The 20,634-nt window shown below is 68.7% G+C and carries 20 protein-coding genes; 5 read left to right on the top strand and 15 right to left on the bottom strand.

All coding sequences use genetic code 11. The features are described from left to right. Window positions 1–8 precede the first annotated feature (8 nt). From ACWDUA_RS06185 to ACWDUA_RS06160, 6 genes are all read right to left on the bottom strand, one after another. Window positions 9–839 (bottom strand): Clp protease N-terminal domain-containing protein, encoded by an 831-nt coding sequence (locus ACWDUA_RS06185; protein ID WP_449750131.1) that lies wholly within the window; start codon window positions 837–839, stop codon window positions 9–11. Between the two features lie 27 nt (window positions 840–866). Further along, complete coding sequence (locus ACWDUA_RS06180) at window positions 867–1,109, bottom strand: helix-turn-helix domain-containing protein (RefSeq protein WP_449750130.1); 243 nt, start codon at window positions 1,107–1,109, stop codon at window positions 867–869. 334 nt (window positions 1,110–1,443) lie between these two features. Continuing rightward, window positions 1,444–3,978 carry an FtsX-like permease family protein gene (locus tag ACWDUA_RS06175; RefSeq protein WP_449750333.1) on the bottom strand — a complete coding sequence of 845 codons (2,535 nt, stop codon included), beginning with the start codon at window positions 3,976–3,978 and terminating at the stop codon, window positions 1,444–1,446. A 5-nt stretch (window positions 3,979–3,983) separates the two neighbouring features. After that, entirely contained in the window at window positions 3,984–4,670 is a 687-nt protein-coding gene (locus ACWDUA_RS06170; protein WP_449750129.1) for an ABC transporter ATP-binding protein, read from the bottom strand. 40 nt (window positions 4,671–4,710) lie between these two features. Next, entirely contained in the window at window positions 4,711–5,859 is a 1,149-nt protein-coding gene (locus ACWDUA_RS06165) for a PLP-dependent cysteine synthase family protein (protein WP_449750128.1), read from the bottom strand. Between the two features lie 2 nt (window positions 5,860–5,861). Next, window positions 5,862–6,176 (bottom strand): DUF4229 domain-containing protein, encoded by a 315-nt coding sequence (locus tag ACWDUA_RS06160; RefSeq protein WP_449750332.1) that lies wholly within the window; start codon window positions 6,174–6,176, stop codon window positions 5,862–5,864. Between the two features lie 434 nt (window positions 6,177–6,610). On the opposite strand from ACWDUA_RS06160, the gene ACWDUA_RS06155 reads away from it, so the two are divergent. The 3 genes from ACWDUA_RS06155 (at window position 6,611) to ACWDUA_RS06145 (ending at window position 7,775) form a co-directional block, all read left to right on the top strand. After that, entirely contained in the window at window positions 6,611–6,832 is a 222-nt protein-coding gene (locus ACWDUA_RS06155; protein ID WP_020791036.1) for a BldC family transcriptional regulator, read from the top strand. A gap of 121 nt (window positions 6,833–6,953) precedes the next feature. Then, entirely contained in the window at window positions 6,954–7,154 is a 201-nt protein-coding gene (locus tag ACWDUA_RS06150) for a hypothetical protein (RefSeq protein ID WP_449750127.1), read from the top strand. A 159-nt stretch (window positions 7,155–7,313) separates the two neighbouring features. Further along, window positions 7,314–7,775 carry a helix-turn-helix domain-containing protein gene (locus tag ACWDUA_RS06145; protein WP_449750126.1) on the top strand — a complete coding sequence of 154 codons (462 nt, stop codon included), beginning with the start codon at window positions 7,314–7,316 and terminating at the stop codon, window positions 7,773–7,775. 38 nt (window positions 7,776–7,813) lie between these two features. On the opposite strand, the gene ccsB is transcribed toward ACWDUA_RS06145, so the two are convergent. From ccsB to ACWDUA_RS06105, 8 genes are all read right to left on the bottom strand, one after another. Beyond that, complete coding sequence (gene ccsB, locus ACWDUA_RS06140; protein WP_449750125.1) at window positions 7,814–8,833, bottom strand: c-type cytochrome biogenesis protein CcsB; 1,020 nt, start codon at window positions 8,831–8,833, stop codon at window positions 7,814–7,816. Between the two features lie 33 nt (window positions 8,834–8,866). After that, on the bottom strand, window positions 8,867–10,567 hold the full coding sequence (gene resB / locus ACWDUA_RS06135; protein ID WP_449750124.1) for a cytochrome c biogenesis protein ResB: 1,701 nt from the start codon (window positions 10,565–10,567) through the stop codon (window positions 8,867–8,869). After that, window positions 10,564–11,352, bottom strand: a complete 789-nt coding sequence (locus tag ACWDUA_RS06130) for a cytochrome c biogenesis CcdA family protein (protein WP_449750123.1) — start codon at window positions 11,350–11,352, stop codon at window positions 10,564–10,566. Before ACWDUA_RS06130 ends, resB begins: the two co-directional genes overlap by 4 nt. Beyond that, window positions 11,349–11,954, bottom strand: coding sequence for a TlpA family protein disulfide reductase (locus ACWDUA_RS06125; protein WP_449750122.1), 606 nt, complete (start codon window positions 11,952–11,954; stop codon window positions 11,349–11,351). The genes ACWDUA_RS06130 and ACWDUA_RS06125 overlap by 4 nt, the downstream gene beginning before the upstream one ends. Before the next feature lie 9 nt (window positions 11,955–11,963). Then, window positions 11,964–12,590, bottom strand: coding sequence for a histidine phosphatase family protein (locus ACWDUA_RS06120; protein ID WP_449750121.1), 627 nt, complete (start codon window positions 12,588–12,590; stop codon window positions 11,964–11,966). Then, window positions 12,590–13,936 carry a glutamate-1-semialdehyde 2,1-aminomutase gene (hemL, locus tag ACWDUA_RS06115; RefSeq protein WP_449750120.1) on the bottom strand — a complete coding sequence of 449 codons (1,347 nt, stop codon included), beginning with the start codon at window positions 13,934–13,936 and terminating at the stop codon, window positions 12,590–12,592. Before hemL ends, ACWDUA_RS06120 begins: the two co-directional genes overlap by 1 nt. 301 nt (window positions 13,937–14,237) lie before the next feature. After that, the gene (locus tag ACWDUA_RS06110; protein WP_449750119.1) at window positions 14,238–15,149 is read right to left on the bottom strand and encodes an SGNH/GDSL hydrolase family protein; all 912 of its coding nucleotides are present in this window, start codon (window positions 15,147–15,149) and stop codon (window positions 14,238–14,240) included. Between the two features lie 16 nt (window positions 15,150–15,165). After that, a complete protein-coding gene (locus ACWDUA_RS06105) occupies window positions 15,166–16,683 on the bottom strand; it encodes a PucR family transcriptional regulator (protein WP_449750118.1) in 1,518 nt (505 codons plus the stop codon). Between the two features lie 153 nt (window positions 16,684–16,836). Here ACWDUA_RS06105 and gabT point away from each other — a divergent pair, with 153 nt between their 5' ends. Both gabT and ACWDUA_RS06095 read left to right on the top strand, forming a co-directional pair. Beyond that, the gene (gene gabT / locus ACWDUA_RS06100; RefSeq protein WP_449750117.1) at window positions 16,837–18,213 is read left to right on the top strand and encodes a 4-aminobutyrate--2-oxoglutarate transaminase; all 1,377 of its coding nucleotides are present in this window, start codon (window positions 16,837–16,839) and stop codon (window positions 18,211–18,213) included. Window positions 18,214–18,250: 37 nt separating this feature from the next. Next, entirely contained in the window at window positions 18,251–19,720 is a 1,470-nt protein-coding gene (locus tag ACWDUA_RS06095) for an NAD-dependent succinate-semialdehyde dehydrogenase (protein WP_449750116.1), read from the top strand. On the opposite strand, the gene ACWDUA_RS06090 is transcribed toward ACWDUA_RS06095, so the two are convergent. Continuing rightward, on the bottom strand, window positions 19,638–20,531 hold the full coding sequence (locus ACWDUA_RS06090; RefSeq protein ID WP_449750115.1) for a hypothetical protein: 894 nt from the start codon (window positions 20,529–20,531) through the stop codon (window positions 19,638–19,640). The genes ACWDUA_RS06095 and ACWDUA_RS06090 overlap by 83 nt on opposite strands. Window positions 20,532–20,634: the final 103 nt, after the last annotated feature.

The raw sequence follows: 20,634 nt of genomic DNA, 5'->3' as shown, positions 1-20,634 counted from the left end.
CGGCCGGATCACACCCCGGCGGGAGCCTCCGGCAGGCTCGCCAGGACCGCGGCCTTGAGATCGTCGGCCGTGGTCGCCGACTCGATCACGGCGATCGATGCGGCGTCGCCGGCCTCAATGATGCCCAGCAGCAGGTATTCGATGCGCAGGCGGCTGTCGCCGCGCTCTCGGGCGATCCGGACGGCGGCCTCGAGCGCCTGACGGGATTCGACGGCGAAGCGGGGGCGCATGCCGCGTCCGCGGGGTCCACGGCGCCCACGGCCACCGGCGAAGGGACCCTCGAATCCCTCTCGGCCGAAGCCTTCCGGGCCAAGGCCCTCCGGACCGAAGCCTGCCGGCCCGAAGCCCTGTGGGCCGCGCGCGAATCCGGGACCGAAGTCCGCACCGGCACCGAAGTCCGGTCCGCATCCGCCACGCCGGCCGTGGGGGCCGCCGTGACCACGACCACGGCCGCGTCCACGTCCGCGTCGCATCCGGTCGGCCCACCCGTCGGCGAGGTCGTCACCGAATCGGTCACGGACGGCCTCGCGAACCTTGTCGAGGTCGATCCCGATGGAGCGCAGTGCCTCCCGGTCCTCCTCATAGCGGTCGGCGGCGCTCTGCTCGGCGGCTTCCGCCGCATCGGCGTCGTGCTCGCCGTGGTGGGCGCGCGACGCCTCACGGGCGTCGGCCAGGGTGAGACCGAGCTCGGTGAGCACTGCGAACAGCGGCGTCCGCGCATTGCCCAACATGCCCAGGATCAGGTGGTCGTTGCCGACCTCCCGATGCCCCAGCTCGCGTGCCTCGGCGATCGCAAAACCCATCGTCGCCTTGTCGTCTCGATTGAAGTGTCCGAACATTGTTGTTCTCCTTGAGGTTTCAAACCCTCAGCGGGTCTGTGGTGGTGAGTGCTTCTGATGCACGGCCTGGCGGCTGATCTGCAGGACATCTGCGATCGCCTGCCAACTCCAGCCCTGGTTTCGGGCATTGGCCACCTGCACGTCCTCGAGGCGATCGGCCAGGGTGCGAAGCGCTCGGACCGCGGCCAGCCCCTGTGCGGGGTCTGCGCTCGCGGCGGCTCCGGCCAGGTCGGTTGCCTCCGGGGATCTGGTGGTCTCGTCGTCGTGCATGGTGTCAGGTTATGTTGACGATCTTGCTTTGTCAAGAATTATTGACGAGTAGTGGAGTCGGGGGTCGCCGTGCGAGCCCCGACGCCGGAGGTGGTCACTTCTCGAGCTCGGCCGCCGAGGTTTCGACACGCCTCGTCGCTACGCTCCTCATCCGCTCAACCACCGTTACCACTCGGTACTCCAGCCCCCGACCCCGACGCTCCCCATCGGCTCGACCACCCACCAGCCATCGATGATCGAGGCGACCACCCACCTCCGAGGCACCTACCGACCCTCCTCATCGGCTCAACCACCGCTGCCACCGTTGAGAGCCGACCGGCTGTTGACGGGCCGGCTACTCCGAGGCGATCGACTCGGAGATGTTGAGGCGGGCGGCGCGGCGAGCCGGGACGAGCGCACCGACCAGGCACAGCACCACCGATACCCCCACATAGACCACGGTGATCGGACGCGGCGAGTAGGCGATGTCCAATGATGTTGTGGCACTGAGTATCTCGTCGGAGAGCACGTGCAACACCACACCCATGACGAGGCCTATCACGGCGCCGACCACGGCCACCGCGCCCGCCTCGGCGAGCACCATCCGCGACAGGAACCGACGCGAGGCGCCCATCGCGCGCAGCACGCCGAGTTCGCGCCGTCGTTCGATCACCGACAGCAACAACGTGTTGAGCAGGGCGATGGCCGCGGCGACCGACACGATCCACTGGATCGCCACGGTGAACGAACCGGATGCCTCGGCCTCCATCTTGGTGGCGGCCAGGGCCTCGGCACCGCTGTAGACCTGCGGCACCACCCCACCGGTGGACGGATGGGCGGCGGCGATCTCCACCAGCGCGGCACGCACCTGCGCCGTGTCGGCGTCGGCGGTGGTCATCACCTGGAGGTACGTGGCACCGGGCCGGTCGAACCACTGCCCGAGCAGCGTGCTCGACATCGCTGCGGTACCGGAGTCGATGGAGACGTAGTCGACGGTGTCGCGGACCACGACGTCGTGGTAGCCCGTCGGGGTGGCCAGTCGCAGGGTGGAACCGACGTGGGCGTCGAGAGTACGGGCCAGCACATTGGAGAGCAGGATTCCGTCCCCGGCCAGCACCTGTTGCACCGCCTCGGTACTCGCCTTGCGCATGAACGGCGCCTTGGAGCCGGGCACCAGGCCCTGCATCAGCACCCGCGCGTCACCGATGTTCACCGACGCCCACTGTCCCGGAATCACCTCGGCGACACCGGGAACCGCACGGACCTCGCCGGCGATCCGGTCCGGGAGGACGGGCCCGAGCGGTACCTGCTCCTTGCCGGTGGCGGAGACATAGAAGTCCGGATCACCCAGTCCATCCAGGGATTTCGAGATCGATCCGACGAGATTGTCCAGCGCACCCGATGTTCCGATGCCGACCGCGATCGCCACCGCGACGGTCATCAGGGTGGCCCAGGCGCGGCGCGGCGCGCGTTCGGTGTTGACCGATGCGAGCCGGCCGGGACCACCGAAGATCTTGGCCAGCCGCACCACCATCCCGACGAGCGGCTTGGTCAGCGCGAAACACACCAGGAGCGCACCGATCGCGTAGACCGCGCCGGCCAGGATCGCGGGACGGTCGGGCACCGTCGCCACGATCACCCACGATCCGATCAGGCCGACGACCCCGGCGATCGCAGACACCCACACCAGCGGGCCGCGCCGGGACGAGGCGTCGGCGGCGACCTCGCCCTGCGACATCGCCTCGACCGGCGACACCGAGAACACCGACCGCGCAGCCAGACTCGTCGCCGCCACACAGGCGATCACACATGCCACCACGGCCACCACCGGCGCATATCCGGGCAGGTGGTAGCCGATCTCGATGGACACCTGGTCGCGGTTCAGGGCGGGCACGGTGGAGATGGCCCAGCGTCCTGCCGCCCATCCCAGCGGGACACCGATCAGACCGCCCACGAGACCGAACAGCGCCGCCTCACCGAGCATGTCGCCGACGAGATCACCACGGCGGGCGCCCAGTGCGCGCACCATCGCCAGCGACTGCCGCCGCGACGCGACCGCCATGTTCATGGTGTTGAACACCAGGAATGCGGCGATCACCAGCGACACCAACGAGACCAGCAGCGTGGCATCACGGGTGACCGAACTGGCCACCTCGGCCTGTTTGGCACGGAAATCCGGGTTCACCACCACCGCCCGGCCGTCGACGACCCGCTCGATCCCCGAACGTACGGTGGCCACGTCGGCCCCGGGCCGCGCGACGACAAGAATGGAGTCCACCCGGCCGTCGACGCCGGTGAGTCGTTGCGCCAGGCCGAGATAGGCGAAGATGTAGTTGCCCTGGTTGAGTTCGTCGGCGGAGCCCCCGGGAACCACCCGCAACACCCGAACCTCGGTGTCGCCGATCGAGACCTGTTGTCCCTCACGGAGTCCGGTCCCCGGTCCGGCGATGATCCCGTCGGCCAGGTCGTCCAAGGACACCGACGGGCCACCGGCCTCGGCCGCTGCGGCGACCTCCCCCGACAACGACGTCACCTGATAGTCCGAACCCAGCAGCGGGATGGTGCGGTCACCGATGGTCACCGACCCGCGCACCATCGGGACCGCGGCCTCGACGTCGGGGACCTCACGACGGATCTGCCCCACGAGGTCCTGTTCCACACCGGAGTCGGCGATCGCGGCGACCTCGAGGTCGGCGGTACCAGCGATCGCGGCGTTGAACTGCCGGACCGACGCCGTCAGCGATCCGTAGGTCCCGAGCACCGCGACGAGCAGCGCCGACGACACGATCACCACGATCAACGAGGTGAACAGGCGCAGTCGGTGGGTGCGGATCTCGCGCAGGTTGAGCAGGCGGACGCGGCCGAAACCCGCGGCGAGTCCGGCCGGCAGCGACCTCACGCGATCTTTCCGTCCCGCACCGTGATGGTCTGGTCGGCGACCGATGCGGCGTTGGGGTCGTGGGTCACCATCACCACCAGGCGGTCGTCGCCCTCGTGGGCGACGTCGGAGAGCAGTTCGAGAACCGCTGCGCCGGTGGTGGAGTCGAGGTTGCCGGTGGGCTCATCGGCGAGCAGGATGGCCGGTTCCATGATCAGCGACCGCGCGATCGCCACCCGCTGCATCTGTCCACCGGACAACTCCGACGGCCGGTGGTCGACCCGGTCGCCGAGGCCGACCCGCTCGAGCAGGTCGATGGCGCGCGGTTTGGCCTTGCGCAACGACTGGCTGTCGAGCAGGCGCGGCAGGGCGACGTTCTCCCACGCCGACATGGTGGGCACGAGATTGAAGAACTGGAAGACGAAGCCGACGGTGGTGCGCCGGAACTCCGACGCCGCGGCGTCGTCGAGCGAGCCGAGATCGACACCGGCGACGCGGATGCTTCCCGATGTCGGCGTGTCGAGGGCCCCCATCAGGTGGAGCAGCGTCGACTTGCCCGCACCCGACGGTCCGACGACCGAGACGAACCGACCGCCCACGAGACTCAGGTCGAGGCCGTCGAGGGCACGCACCCGCTCCTCGCCCAGCCGGTACTCACGTACCAGATCGACCGCCTCGACCAGATTCTGCTCCCCGTCAGCCACGGGAGTGATCGTAGCGGCACCGCCGGCGGGCGAGCAGCGGTCAGTCGGTCCAGCGCCCGGTGGCGAAGAACTCCTCGAGCACCGCGGCGGGACCACTCAGGTCGAGTTCCTGTGCGGCGAGCCACGCGTCGTCGAAGTAGGTGGTGGCATAGCGGTCCCCGGAATCGCACAGCAGCGTGACGACGCTACCGGCGCGGCGTTCGGCGACCATCTCGGCGACCAGCGCCAACGCACCCCACATGTTGGTGCCGGTGGAGCCGCCGACACGGCGGCCGAGGCGCTCGCTGATCGCATGGGTGGCGGCGATCGAGGCGGCGTCGGGGACGCCGATCATCCGGTCGATCACCTGCGAGACGAACGACGGCTCGACCCGCGGGCGACCGATCCCCTCGATCCGCGAGCCGGCGTCGGAGGTGATCGACCCGTCGCCGGATGCATAGGCGGGGAGGAACACCGAGTTCTCCGGGTCGACCACGGCCAGCCAGGTGGGATGACGTCGGTAGCGCAGGTACCGGCCCAGGGTGGCCGACGTGCCACCGGTACCCGCACCCACCACGATCCAGGTGGGGATCGGATGCTCCTCGGCGGTCATCTGCGCGAAGATCGACTCGGCGATGTTGTTGTTGCCGCGCCAGTCGGTGGCGCGCTCGGCCATCGTGAACTGGTCGATGAAGTGACCGCCCAACTCGCGCTCGAGCCGCAGCGCCTCGTCGTACACCTGGTTGGCGCGCTCGACGAGATGGCATCGACCGCCCTGCCGTTCGATCAGTGCCGTCTTGGCGGGCGAGGTGGACGCGGCCATCACCGCGATGAACGGGACACCGATCAGCCGCGCGAAGTACGCCTCGCTGACCGCTGTCGAGCCCGAGGACGCCTCGATCACCGGGGCGCCCTCGGTGATCCAGCCGTTGCAGATGGCGTAGAGGAACAGTGAGCGCGCCAGCCGGTGCTTGAGCGAGCCGGTGGGGTGGGTGCTCTCGTCCTTGAGGTAGAGGTCGACGCCGGTGGACCGGCCGTTCCCGGCGGTCCAGCGGGACCATTCGGGGAGCTCGACGCGCAGCAGGTGGGTGTCGGCGCTGCGGCGGGCGTCGGCGTCGATCAGCCGCACCGCATTGTCGGCCCAGGTGCGATCGAGGCGGCGGTCGATGTCGACGGTCCGTGCCCCGGCCGGCCGTACGTCACCGGTCATGCTCAGTTGCCGCCACGCAGCCGCGACTGGAGGTCCTCATGGCGGGCACGGCGCTGCCCGTCGACGACGGCGATCTGGTTGTTGACGCGCACGCGGAGCTTCTTGAACACCACCATGCCCAGCGGCAGGGCGATCAGCACCCCGAAGACCGCGGCCACCAGCAGCGGCACGTCGACACCCGCGAGTTTTCCGACACCCCAGATGATCGCGGCGAGCGCCACGACCAGAACCAGACGGGCGACGGTGTACAGCGCGATGGACAGGGCGAGATCACCCGCACCGACGTGCTCTTTCTGCTCTTCACTCACGCCCTCCAGGGTACGTCCCCGGAATCGGGTCGGGACCGGACGCCCGATCGAGCGGCTCGGGCGTCCGGTGACGGGCTCGGTGGACGGGCTCGGTGGACGGGCTCGGTGGACGGGCCGGGCCCACTCGACGCGGACGAGGGCGATGTCAACGAGTCCGGACACGACCGGCCAGGTGTAAACCTGTGCCATCGATGTCGTCCGAACGAGGGACGTCGCCCACCGGGTGACGGCGTGGATCGGAAAAGGGATGCACCAGCGGTTCCCAAGGGTCGGTAAAAGCCGCTGGTCCGAGCTTTGCCCAGGTCACAGCCCTCTTTACCCTCCCTTTACCTCCCCCTGAATGTTCGAGTACCTGGGCGATTTGCGTGTATTCATGGTGGCACGCGCGCACTGCGCGACCGTGTCGGAAGCGTCCGGTTTCCGACCACGACCAAGGGAGTCCCATGACCGCCATCGAACCGAACACCGCAGGCGTCATCACCCCGGGCCTCGCGAGCCAGCACACGCTGACTCCTGGACAGGTGGCCGCGATGTTCAACGTCAACCCCAAGACCGTTGCTCGCTGGGCCACCTCCGGAATCCTCGGTTCCATCCGCACCCCGGGCGGGCATCGCCGCTTCCGCGAAGAAGATGTCGTCGCACTGCTGAATCGCCGCGTTCCCTGACGAACACGTCCACCACCACCACCTCGATTCGCCGCCACCCCACCGATTCGCCGACACCCCGATCCACCACAGCCGGCCCGCCCGTCCGCAACTCACGTAAGCTTGCGGACGGGAGGTTGCCATGGCACTGTTGTTCACTCTGATCGGGCTCATCGCGATCGGGTTCCTGCTGTGGCGGACATTCGGACCGCAGGTGACCGAGCGCGCAGAGGCCCGCCATCGCGGGCCGGTCGGCCCGGACGACGATCCCGATTTCCTGATGGATCTCGACCGTAAGACCCACCGCCCCGGACAATCCGGGCCGGACTCCGACGACGCCTGACCGGTCTGGCCCCTCGACTCACGACCCTCCTTCGATCGCATGAATTCCCAGTTCATCGGTGCCGCATTCGGTTGTGCGATGCACCGATCCGCTGTCCCATCCGGCTTCCACTCGGGTAACGTCAGTAACTCGTGAACCGGGGGCGACGAGTGAGGAAGCGTGGACGGCGACGACGGACGTGGCGGTGACGGCCACAGTTTCTCGGACAAGCTGTGTCGGCTGTTCGACACGGTCCGTGACCAGAACGGTCAGCCCTACACCGGCAAGCGCATCGCGGCCAGGGCCAATGCTCTCGGGTATTCGGTCAGCGACGCCTACATCTCACAGCTGCGCACGGGCAAGGCCCGTACGCCGTCGTTTCGTACCGTCGAGGGCATCGCACGCGCCTTCGAGGTGAGCGTCACCTATTTCCTCAGCAATCCCGAACAGGACGTCGACCGCGTCCGCCGGCAGCAGGACTACGTGCAGCTCCTGGCGGTGACGCGGGGCCAACTGGCCAACGTCGACCTGGGGTCGCTCTGTCCGGACACCATCGAGGCGATGATCGGATTGCTCAAGGTGCTCAAGACCCAGGCGGAACTCGCCGCCGACCGTTCCGACAACGGAACCGGCGCGGCCTGAGCCCCACCGATCGACGGGGCCGCCGGCGGGTCGGGAGATCAGAGTCCGGCGTAGCTGTGCAGGCCGGACACCACCAGATTGATGATGAACAGGTTGAACAGCAGCGCGATGAAGCCGGCCACGTTGATCCAGGCGGCCGCGGTGTTGCGCCAGCCCGCAGTGGCACGCGCATGCAGGTACGCCGCGTAGATCACCCATGCGATGAACGACACGGTCTCCTTGGGGTCCCAGCCCCAGAACCGGCCCCACGCCGCCTCGGCCCAGATCGCACCGCAGATGACGCCGAGACCGAACAGCGGGAACCCGAACACCACACACTTGTAGGCCAGCCGGTCCAGCGACTCCGCGGACGGGATGTGGGCCACCAGGCGGATCACGCCGCCCTTGATGCCGCCGCCCGGGCGGTCGTTGTCCTCGGCCGCGGCACCCCACTGCATCTTGGCCAGATACAGCAGGCTCGCGACACCGGAGACCAGCAGCACACCGGACGAGACCGAGATGATCGAGACGTGGATGGCCAGCCAGTACGACTTCAGCGCGGGCACCACCGGGGCGGCCTGGGTGTAGAGCCAGCGTCCACCGATGAACATCAGCAAGGTGACCGGCAGCAACACGAACGACATCAACGCGCGGTTGGCCGGCTTGCGCAGGGCCACCAGACCGGCCACCACACAGGCGGCGCAGGTCAGCGAGATGAACTCGTACATGTTGCCCCAGGGGGCCCGCTCGGTGGCCAGCCCGCGGGTGACGATCGCGGCCACATGCGCGGCCAGGCCGACGAACACCACCGGATAGGCCATCGCGGCGAGCCGGTCGGAGAAGGTCCGCGTCGCGCGCGGGTCGTCGGCGATCCTGCCGGGCACCCGCTCGACGGTGGACCCGCCGGCCGCACCCGCGGCGACGAGCTCCTCCTTGGCGACCAGTCGACGCGTCCGAGCGCCGGCCAGCGCCGCCCAGAACATGAGCATCGCGAGCACGTACACCGTGATCGCGGTGCCGTAGAGCAGGTCGGAGTAGCGTGCCAGCGTCTCGTCGACCTGCACCGTCACGTTGTCCATCGATGTCACCTCATCTGTGTGCGCCGCGCGGGACTACAGCCTGCGCAGTCGGCTCGCCGGTCCCGAGGACGTCCACTCCGACGCGAGCAGCGCCGTGGCCTGCTCGTCGAAGCCCTCACCCCAGCCCGCCTGATCGGTGCGGGCCAGCCCGGCAATCTCTACTACAGTACGTCGTTCTCCGTCGGCGTTCGACTGCCCCGATTCGGGCACCAGACGTGCCCACACCCGCCGGCGCCGCACCAGCAGCGACACGAGCAGTCCGACGAGCATCACCACTGCGCTGATCAGCACCCAGTTCTGCGCCGGATCGTGGGAGACCTGCACCGACACCCAGCGCTTGTACCCGTCGAAGGTCACCACCGTGCCGTCGGCCAGCTTGGTGCTCGCACCCACCGCGAGGTTGGCCTGCGCCTGCCGCTGCAACCGGCCCTGGCTGATCAGCTGCTGGTCGAGCGAATACGCATTCTGCGGCAGCCCGGTGTCGAGGCCGGTGTCGCCCTTGTAGATCCGGATCGCGACCTGCGGGTCGTCGGGCACCGGTGACGCCGAGCTCAGCAGGGTGCCGTGATAGAACGCGTCCGGCGCGAAGATGCCCTCGATCGCGATCTGGTTCTTACGACGGACATCCTCGTCGGGGTACATGCCGGCCGGCGTGTCGAAGCGAGCCGCACCCGACGACAGCATCGTCTGCAACTCGTCCGGGATGAACAAGGCGGTCTGGGTGCGCTTCGCCCCGTTCGGGAAGGTCACGCTGAAGGTCGGGGCGAAGCCGTTGCCGAGCACGTAGACGCGGTCACCGGCGATCCGGAGCGGCTCGTTGACCTTGATCGAGGTCGTCGCCCAGTCCGCCGGGTCGGTCCCGGTACCGGTGCCCTCGACGTAGGACACCTTGGCGTCGTACATGTCGGGCTGACCGCTCGGCAGGAAGGTCGCCGAGAAGTCGTCGATGCGGACGCAGAACGGGTTGAGATCGGTGCCGTCGACGAGGGCACCGGCACGGAACGAGTCGTACACCGCGGTCGAGGTGTTGCACAGGCCCTGCTCGCCGTCGGCGACCAGGCTGCGGGTGCCCTCGTAGCCGTACAGCTTGCCGCCGGCGATCGCGATCAGCAGCGCCAGCAACGCAAAGTGGAACAGCAGGTTGCCGAACTCGCGCAGGTATCCCTTCTCCGCCGACACCTCGACGCAGCCGTCCGGGTAGGCCTTGGACGGTTCGCGCACCACCACCTGCCGACGCCATCCGCGCAGGTTGCCCGCGATGCGGTCGGCGATCTCCTCGGGATCGCCGTCGACGGTGGTGGTCAGGTGCCGCGGCAAGCGGCCCAGGTTGCGGGGTGCGGCGACCGGCTTGGCGCGCAGGCTCTTGGCATGCTCGATCATCCGCGGGGTCAGGCAGCCCACCAACGAGATGAACAGCAGCACGTAGATCGCGGTGAACCAGAAACTGGAGAACACGTCGAACAGCTGCAGCCGGTCCATCCACTGGCCGAGCCAGCCGTGGTCGGCGATGTAGGTCAGCGTCTTCTGCTCGTTGAGCGTGCGCTGGGGCAGCAGGGCGCCCGGGATGGCCGCGAGGGCGAGCAGGAACAGCAGCACCAGTGCGGTGCGCATCGAGGTGAGCGAACGCCACAGGTTGCGCAGCGGCCACCAGAGTCGGCGGACGGCCCAGTGCGGTGTGCGGGGTGGATGGGGGTCGGCCGGATGTTCGGCGACCGGGGCGTCGGCACGGGTCATACCGGGAGCTCCTGATCGGTGATGAAGGCGTCCCGCACCCACACGATGAACTGATCCCACAGTCCGGTGATGAGGGCGATTCCGACGGCGATCAGCATGATGCCGCCGAACACCTGGATCAGGCGGGCGTGGTTCCGCAGCCAACCGAGGCTACGCAGGGCCCACGCCGAGGAGAACGCGAGGATGACGAACGGGATGCCCAGACCGGCACAGTAGGCGACGATCAGCAGCACCCCCTTGGCGGCCGTGGCACCCTCGGTACCCGACGCGGTGGCGATGACCGCGGCGAGGGTCGGACCGAGGCACGGGGTCCAGCCGAGGGCGAACACACCGCCGAGCAACGGGGCGCCGACGATGTTGGACATCTGGCGCGGGGCGAACCGGAACTCGTGCTGCATCATCGGGACCAGACCCAGGAACACCAGGCCCATCAGGATGGTGACCACACCACCGATGCGTTGCAGCAGTTGATGATTCAGGATGAACGACGAGGTGATGCCGAGGACGGTGGCGGTGGCCGCGACAAAGACGACGGTGAAGCCCAGGACGAACAGCGCGGCGGCGACGGCGACCCGCGAACGACCCCGCTTGGGTGACTCGTCGACGGTGACCGCCGGGGCCTCCGCGCCGACCAGCCCGGCCAGATACGACAGGTACCCGGGCACCAACGGCACCACGCACGGCGACGCGAAGGAGACGAGGCCCGCCACCACGCACGCGCCGAGCGCCAGCAGCAGCGGCCCCGAGGACACGGTGTCGGCGAAGGTCTGCCCGATCCCGCTCATGGTGCGCTCGGTTCCGGTGTCTCGGCGGCGACCCGGGCCACCACGGCGCCGAGCTCGTCGGCGGTCACCGACTTGAGGAACACCGCAGCCGGACGATGTCGGCGGTCCAGCACGATCGTCGTCGGCACCACCGACGTCGGGGTGGTCAACGCAGCCAGGGAGGCCCCCGGGAAGTCGTAGATCGACGGGAAACCGACCTTGCGATCGGACACGAAGTCCTGGGCCGACTGCCGGTCGTCGCGCAGGTTGATGCCCAGGAACTCCACACCGTCGGCCTTGTACTTCTCGTAGACCTCTTCGAGTGCGGCGGCCTCACCGCGGCACGGACCACACCACGATCCCCACACGTTGATCACGACGACCTTGTTCGCGAACTGGGGATCGTTGAGCGACAACCGCTTTCCGGTCAGCAGATCCTCACCGGAGACCTCCGCGATCTGCTTACGACCGTCCGGGTCGTAGGTGATGACGGTCTTGCCGCCGGGTGAGACGAACTGGAACGTATCGCCCTGGGAGACCGCGTCGTTGCCGGTACCACAGCCGGAAAGGGCGACGACGGCGGCGAGCACTGCACACAACGCGAGGACGACACGACGAACCACCGGGCGACCTCAGGCTCCGGTGGCCAGCGGATCCGATGCGCCCGCCGGCTCCGAGTAGATGATGTCGACGAGCGCGTCGTCGTCGTAGATCAGGCTGGTCAGCGACGCCAACGAGCACTGTCGGCGACGCGGGTCGTGCCACAGGCGCTGGCCCTCGAGGAATCGGCGCAGCGTGTACACCGGCAGCTGGTGGCTGACACAGACGGCCTCGTGACCGCGCGCGGCGTCGCGGGCCTTGTTGGCGGCGGCGAGCATGCGGTGCGCGAGCTGGATGTAGGGCTCGCCCCACGACGGGGTGAACGGGTCCCGCAGTTTGGGCCAGTGCCGCGGCTTGCGCAGAGCGCCGTCGCCGACCGACACCTTGAGCCCTTCGAAGACATTGTCGGCCTCGATGAGTTCTTCGTTGGTGATGATCGGCAGATCGTGGGCGCCGGCGATCGGGGTGGCGGTCTCCTGCGCGCGCTGCAGCGGCGATGCGAAGACCGCGGTGATGTCATGGTCGGCGAGGGCACGGCCGACCTGCTCGGCCTGTCCGCGTCCGGTTGCCGACAGGTGGAAGCCGGGCAGACGGCCGTACAGGATGCCGTCGGGGTTGTACACCTCACCGTGTCGCATCATGTGGACGATCGTGTGCATCAGGAGTTCTCCCGGTTGGTTGCCGTGGGGTCGGTGGCCTCACGCGCGGCGCGCGCCGCCGCGGGAAGTGCGTCGGCGATCCGTGAGAAAGCATCCTCGTCCAGCGCCGCGGAGACAAACCAGGCCTCGAATGCGCTGGGTGGTGCGTACACGCCGGCGTCGAGAAGCGCGTGGAAGAACGGGGCGAAACGCCAGGTCTGGGTGTTCTTGACCGCGGCATAATCGGCGATCACGACATCCGGGTCGGAGGTGAAGAACACACTGAGCAGGTTGCCGGCCTTCTGCACGCGATGCCCCACCCCGGCCTCGGTGAGCGCGGCGCCGAACAGGTCGGCGAGGCGGTCGGCGTTGGCGTCGAGCCGGGAGTAGACGTCGGCGTCGGCGGCCCGCAACGTGGCCAGACCGGCGGCGACGGCGACCGGGTTCCCGGACAGGGTTCCCGCCTGGTAGACCGGGCCGGTCGGGGCCAGACGCTCCATGACGTCGGCGCGACCCCCGAACGCCGCGGCGGGCAGACCACCGCTCATCACCTTGCCGAAGGTGTAGAGGTCGGCGCCCACGCCCTCGAGGCCGTACCAGCCGGCCGGGCTGACCCGGAATCCGGTCATCACCTCGTCGATGATCAGCAGCGCACCGTGACGGCGGGTCAGCTCACGCAGACCGGCGTTGAAGCCGTCGTGCGGGGCCACCGCGCCCATGTTGCCCGCGGCCGCCTCGGTGATCACCGCGGCGATCTCGTCGCCGAACTCCTCGAATGCCTTCGCGACGGCCTTGAGGTCGTTGTACGGCAGGACCAGGGTGTCGTGAGCGGCGGCACCGGTCACACCGGGGCTGGTCGGCAGGCCCAGGGTGGCGACACCCGAGCCGGCGTCGGCGAGGAGCGCGTCGACGTGGCCGTGGTAGCAGCCGGAGAACTTGATGATCTTGGGGCGGCCGGTGAAGCCGCGGGCCAGGCGGATCGCCGACATGGTGGCCTCGGTGCCGGAGTTCACCAGGCGGACCCGCTGCACGGGGTCGACACGGTCGATGATCTCCTCGGCGAGTTCCACCTCCGCCTCGGTGGGGGCGCCGAACGACAGGCCGCCGGCCGCGGCACGCTGCACGGCCTCCACCACTGCCGGATGCGCGTGTCCGAGGATCATCGGACCCCACGAGGAGACCAGGTCGACGTAGGTGTTGCCGTCGGCATCGGTCAGTTCCCAGCCCTTGGCCGAGGTGATGAACCGGGGATCGCCGCCCACCGCGGAGAACGCGCGAACCGGCGAATTGACCCCGCCGGGGATGGCGTGCTGCGCCCGTTGGAAGAGTTCACTTGACTTCGCGGCGACATCGGCGGATCTGGTCACGAGCTCCAGTGTTCCAAATCGTTCGAGGGCGTCCCAATTCACCCTGGTCAACGGTGTGCGAGGGCGTGGGGAAGGGGCATGAGCGCGGTGTGACGGCTTCGGGGTGGGTTCTGACACCCTCGACCCACCAGGCCTCGACACGGGTCCTCGCCCAGCGGCTCGGTCCCGGCTCGACCACCGAAGTGCGCGCACTCATCGACGCCGGTAGCGGATGTCACGTTCACGCTGGTTGAGCCGACGAGGAGCGCAGCGACGAGACGAGTCGAAACCTCGGCCGGCCGAGATCACGAGGTGACCACCGCTACCTGCCCAGGGTGCGCGCCACCTGATCGGCGATCGCCCGCTGTCCCCGGGCATTGGGATGCAGGGTGATGCGGGCGGTCGAACCCTGCTGCGGCTCCACCCAGCGTTCGTCCCCCGCGCAGGCGTCGTGCCCGTCGGACACCACCGACATGTCCACGAAGTCGGCCCCCGTGGCGCCGGCGGCACGGCGCACCGCGGCAGTGAGATCGGCCTGCAGTTCTCGTACGTAGGGAATGTCACCGGTGGCGATCTGCACTGTCGGATAGCACCCCTGTGTGGCCGGGAGAATCCACGGGTAGCCGATGGCCACGACCCGCGCGAGCGGCGCGGCCGACCGGATCTCGCGGAGCGCCTGCTCGAGGTCGGGTTCGATGGTCTCGGTGATCGGCGCCGACAGCTCGTCGCCCTGCTGATCGCGACACGGCGAACCGGTGGGATCGGTGCGCGCTGCCGAACCACAGAGCCGGATCGCACCACCGAAGGTGTCCTCGTCGTTGCCGCCGAGCATCAGGGTCACCAGTTGGGTGTCGGGTCCGAGCGCGTCGAGTTGTGGTGCGACACCGAAGTATTGGCCGGTGGTCAAATCGACGGTCCGGGCCCCGGCGCAGGCGACGTCGATGAGCGGCATCTGCAATCGCGGGGCGAGCAACTGGGCGTAGTTGCGAGAAGACCTCTGACAGAACGGGTTCGACCCCTCGACGAGGGGCGGCACGCCGGTACCCGCGGCGTAGCTGTCACCGAGATTGACGTAGCTCGCCTCCGGCGTGGCGGTGCCGGACGACGGCGACGAGGCGCCGGCAGCCGAGGTGGATACGGCTGTGGTCGTGGATTCTTCGACGCCACCCGCCGAACAGGCGCCGAGCAGGAGCGCCGCGACCATCGTGACGACCAGCTGCAGTGCCCGTCTCATTCCCCAACTCCCGGCATCATGCCCCGGCACCCAGCATCATGAGCAGCAACTCGGCCCGGGCGCGGGCGTCGTCGAGGTCGGTGGCGAGCAGCGCCGCGACGCGCTCGATCCGGCTGCGCAGGGTGTGCCGGTGTACCCCGAGCGCGGCGGCGGCGACCCCCCAGTTGCCGTTGGCCTCGAGGAAGGCGAGCAGGCTGCGATGCAGGTCGGTGCCGTGGTCGCGATCATGCGCGAGGACAGGCGCGAGACGATGGATGTGCGCGTCGGCGAGGATCGAGCGCACCGGCTCCACCTCCAGAAGTGATTGCGCGCCGGACAGATCCACTATCCGACCCACTGCGGCCGAGCGCGCCGCGAGCCGGGCCTGGGCCACCGAATCCGAGATCGCGTCCGGCAGCGGACGTCCGTCGGCGGCGAGGGCGACGGGGCCACCGATCCCCCCGCGGACGGGGGCGCGCATTCCGAGGACCCGGAGCAGGGCCGCGGCCACGGGCGTCGGGTCGTCACCGCGTAGGAGGGCCGTCACCTCGGCCCCCTCGCGGTGGACGACGACTGCGCGCCAACGATGTTCGAGTTCGTCGACGAGGGTGAGCGCACCGCGATGGGCGGCATCGGCGTCGGTGAAGACGAAGACCACCGCCCGCACCCGGCCATCGGGGTCGGCGGCACGACGCAACAATCGCAGTCCGGTCTCGCCGACGATGCCGTCGATCGCGGCGGCAAGGGCGTCGGCCTGCAGTCCATCGGTGTCGCGGCGGACCGCGTGTGGCTTGTCGTAGTCGATCGCCATGAGCGACACCGCATGTCCGATGAGCATGCGCGCGACATCGTCGAGCGACGGACCGAGTACCCCGAGATACCCGTATGTCCTTGTACCCGTGCCGATCCGGGAGACGGTGAGCGTGAGGTCCTCGTCCACGCGGACGGCTCCGGCCGATGCCGGGTCACGGGTCACCAGCGCCCGCAGGCGTTCGACGTCTCCGTCGACCCGCCGGGATGCGGCCACCTCGGCGTACGTGGCGTCGAGCAGCACCACACGACTGGCCACGGCGTCGGCGAGCTCATGCACCACCGCGTCGGCGCCACCCGAGATGGCCGCCCGCGTCATCCTCGGCTGCGCCCGGCCGGCCGCGACCAGACGCGCCGAACGCTGCGCGGCCAGTTGATCGAAGACCGCACGGGTGACCGCCGCGAACGGGATCGGTAACGGCACCTCGAACAGTGGGAGGCCCAGGCGGTCGGCGGTGGCGATCAGTTCGGCGGGCATCTGCGCATGACCGAGTCCGACCCCGAAGCCGAGCGCGGCGATCCCGACCTCGTGGAGTGAGGTGAGGTAGCGAATGCGGCCGTCGGCGTCGGCGGGCAGGCGCAACCCGGTGGTCAGCACCACCTCGTTGCCCACGAGCCACCGGGCGGCGTCGACGAGTTCGGAGGTGACGGCATGGTCGAGGGTGCGGTCGAGACCGTCGGCGCCACCGCGCAGCACCAGTTGGAGGCTGCGTTGGGCCATCAGCCAGCGGACGGTCGCGGTCACTCCCCCACCGTACCGCCATCACAATGGACATCTTGTCCTGGTGATTGGCTTCCGATGGACAAGTTGTCAGGCGCGAATCGGCGCCGACCGGCGAAGACTCGGTGGTGAGCCCGGGCAGGAGAGCCCGGTCCCGAACGAGCCGAGGTGAAGATCATGACCACTGCCACCACCCCGATCGTCTACCGACTTCCGCAGGAGCGGCGACTGGTGACCGAACTGCCCGGGCCCCGCTCCCGCGAACTACAGGAGCGCCGCACGGCGCATGTCGCGGCCGGCGTCAGCTCCACCCTCGGCACCTACGCCGTGGACGGTGACGGTGGCGTGCTGGTCGACGTCGACGGCAACTCGCTGATCGACCTCGGCTCGGGCATCGCCGTGACCTCCGTCGGCTCGGCCAACCCCGCCGTCTCGGCGGCCGTCGCAGATCAGGCGAGTCACCTCATCCACACCTGCTTCATGGTGGCGCCGTACGAGGGGTACGTCGCCGTCGCCGAAAAGCTCAACGCGATGACGCCGGGCCACCACGACAAGCGCACCGCATTGTTCAACTCCGGCGCCGAAGCGGTGGAGAACGCGGTCAAGATCGCACGTCTGGCCACCGGCCGCAGCGCGGTGGTGTGCTTCGACCACGCCTACCACGGCCGCACGAACCTGACGATGGCACTGACCGCCAAGAACATGCCGTACAAGCACGACTTCGGCCCGTTCGCGCCCGACGTGTACCGGATGCCGATGAGCTACCCGTACCGCGACGGCTTCGGGGCCGACGGCGTCGCGGCTGCGCGACAGGTGATCTCGACGATGTCGGTGCAGATCGGCGCGGACTCGTTGGCCGCGGTGGTCATCGAGCCGATCCAGGGCGAGGGCGGATTCATCGTCCCCGCGCCGGGTTTCCTGCCGACACTGGCCGCATGGTGCCGCGAGAACGGTGTGGTCTTCATCGCCGACGAGGTACAGGCCGGATTCGCCCGCACCGGAACATGGTTCGCATCCGACGACGAGGGAGTGGTCCCGGACCTGATCACGATGGCCAAGGGGATCGCCGGGGGGATGCCGTTGTCGGCGGTCACCGGTCGCGCCGAGCTGATGGACGCGGTCCACATCGGCGGACTCGGCGGCACCTATGGCGGCAACCCGGTGGCCTGTGCGGCGGCCCTCGCGGCCATCGAGCAGATGGAGACCCACGATCTGCCCGCCCGGGCACGACACATCGGGGAGGTCGCCGTCGGCGAGTTGACGTCGGTGGCCGAACATCTTGCCGCACTGGGAAAGCCGGTGATCGGTGACATCCGCGGCCGCGGTGCGATGATCGCCGTCGAGTTCATCGACGGCGACGAGCCGGCCGCCAAGATCCCCGATGCCGCACTGGCCAAGGCCATCGCCGCCGAGTGCGCGTCACAGGGTGTGATCGTGCTGACCTGCGGCACCTACGGCAACGTCATCCGGCTGCTGCCGCCGCTGGTGATCGGCGACGACCTGCTCCGCGAGGGACTCGATGTCTTGCGCGAAGCCATTCTGAAACTCGCCTGACCCGCACAATAGTCAACCGAGGAAGGGAATCCCAGGTATGTCCTCCACCGATGTTCTCGATTCGCAAGCCGTTCTCGACGGAGTCCCCATCGGGTTGTGGATCGGGGGTGAATCGGTCGCCGCATCCGATGGCGGCACCTTCGAGGTGATCAACCCCGCCACCGAGGAGCCGCTGACCGCGGTGGCCGACGCGGGAGTCGAGGATGCCCGACGAGCGCTCGACATCGCGACCGCGGTGGCCCCCGAATGGGCTGCCACGGCACCTCGTGAACGCGGTGAGATCCTGCGTCGTGCATACGAACTGGTCGCTGATCGTGCCGACGACCTGGCGATGTTGATGACACTGGAACTCGGCCGCGCCCTGCCCGACAGTATCGCCGAGGTGCGCTACGGCAACGAGTTCCTCCGCTGGTTCGCCGAGGAGGCTGTCCGGATCGGTGGACGGTTCACCGCCTCTCCCGCGGGGACCGGCCGGATCGTGGTGTCCCATGCACCCGTCGGCCCCAGTCTCGCGATCACACCGTGGAACTTCCCCCTCGCCATGGGAACTCGCAAGATCGGGCCGGCGCTGGCCGCAGGCAACGTCATGCTGGTCAAGCCGGCGCACGAGACCCCGTTGACCATGCTGGCGCTCGCCGAGGTGTTCGCCGAGGCGGGCCTACCCGCCGGGGTGCTCACCGTGCTGCCGACGACAAACGCACGTGAGGTGTCGTCGGCGATCATCACCGACGACAGGATTCGCAAGATCAGCTTCACCGGATCGACACCCGTGGGTCGAAACCTGTTGGCACAGGCGGCAGAACGCGTCCAGCGTACGTCCATGGAACTCGGCGGCAACGCGCCCTTCCTGGTGTTCGACGACGCCGACGTCGACAAGGCCGTCGAGGGCGCGTTCCTCGCCAAGATGCGCAACGGCGGCGAGGCGTGCACCGCGGCCAACCGATTCCTGGTGCAGTCCGGCGTGGTGGAAGAGTTCACCGAGAAGCTGACCGCGAAGATGTCGGCGGTGCGGATGGGCGCCGGTTACGAGGAGGGCGTGACGCTCGGCCCGCTGGTGACGCAGGCGCAACGTGACAAGGTCGCCGAGTCGGTGGAGAACGCCGTCGCCCATGGCGGACGAGTCCGGTTGGGCGGCAAGGCCCCTGAGGGCAAGGGATACTTCTACCCGGCGACCGTGATCGATCAGGTCGATGCGTATGCGCCGGTCACCCGCGGCGAGATCTTCGGTCCGGTCGCGGTGGTCAGTTCGTTCGAGACCGAGGAGGAGGCGATCAAGGCCGCCAATTCCACCGAATACGGTCTGGCCGCATACTTCTTCACCCGCGATCTCGACCGTTCGCTCCGCGTGGCGGCTGCGCTGGACTCCGGCATGGTGGGCGTCAATCGCGGTGTGATCTCCGACGTCGCGGCACCGTTCGGCGGCGTCAAGCAGTCGGGTATCGGCCGTGAGGGCGGTTCCGAGGGAATCGAGGAGTACCTGACGGTGAAGTATGTTGCGCTGAGCTGAGATCGCGGCATGAGAGTCGGGGCGTCCACGAGGTGGGCGCCCCGTTCGCCGAGCGCACCCCTGCACCACATTCACCGTGCCCTACGCGAAGTAGGCACCACGCTTCCGGAGGAGCGACCATCCGCTGCTTGTTGGCCCGCACCACGACCCAGCCGAGCACGCCCACCTCGTCGTCCCGGACCACGTCGTGTCGTTTCTGCTCGGGTGACGAGTGGAACTCCTCGCCGTCGTATTCGACTGCCACCCGCGGGCCCCGATATGCGAGGTCGAACCGGGCGATCAGCCGTGCGTACTCGTCGAAGACCTCCACCTGACTCTCGGGTTTGGGCATCCCGGCGTCGGAGAAGAACAGGCGCAGCCAGCTCTCCCCAGGCGATTCCGCCCGGGGATCGATGTGCGGGATCAGCTCACGGATCTGCCGGACATTCCGGGTGTGTTTCTGTTTCCGGGCGAACGCGGCCAGTTCGTCGAGGTCCACCGCCGCCGCTGCGGCGAGCGCGTCGAGGCGCCCCAACGCTCGCCGTCGGCTGGGTTGTCGGCCAAGGTCGAAGGCGGTCCGAAGTGAGGACGTGACCAGGATCCCGTCGATCGCGACGATCTCCGAGGGTTCGAGATCGCCCGCCTGTCCCACGACGGCGATGATGCGTTCAGTCGCGGACATCAGGGTCGATCGCTCGATGTGGCCTCGGCCGCGGAGACGTTGGAAGTCGGCGGCGAACTGTTCGGCGGTGAGCGCCTCCTCGGCGAGGACGTCGGGACGGCGGACGACGTCGGGAATCGTGATCGATGGATGTATGTCGGGTTTGTCCATGAATGATCAGACGCACCGGGACGTCGTCAGGTTTCACCGACTTGGCGACGGTGCCCGGTCAACGAGAACAAGCGCCCGGTCAACGAGAACGGGGGCCCGGTCG

Source organism: Gordonia sp. NPDC003376 (assembly GCF_053589235.1).
Note: the sequence above shows the minus strand (reverse complement) of the source record. Positions and strands in the feature narration are given on the sequence as shown.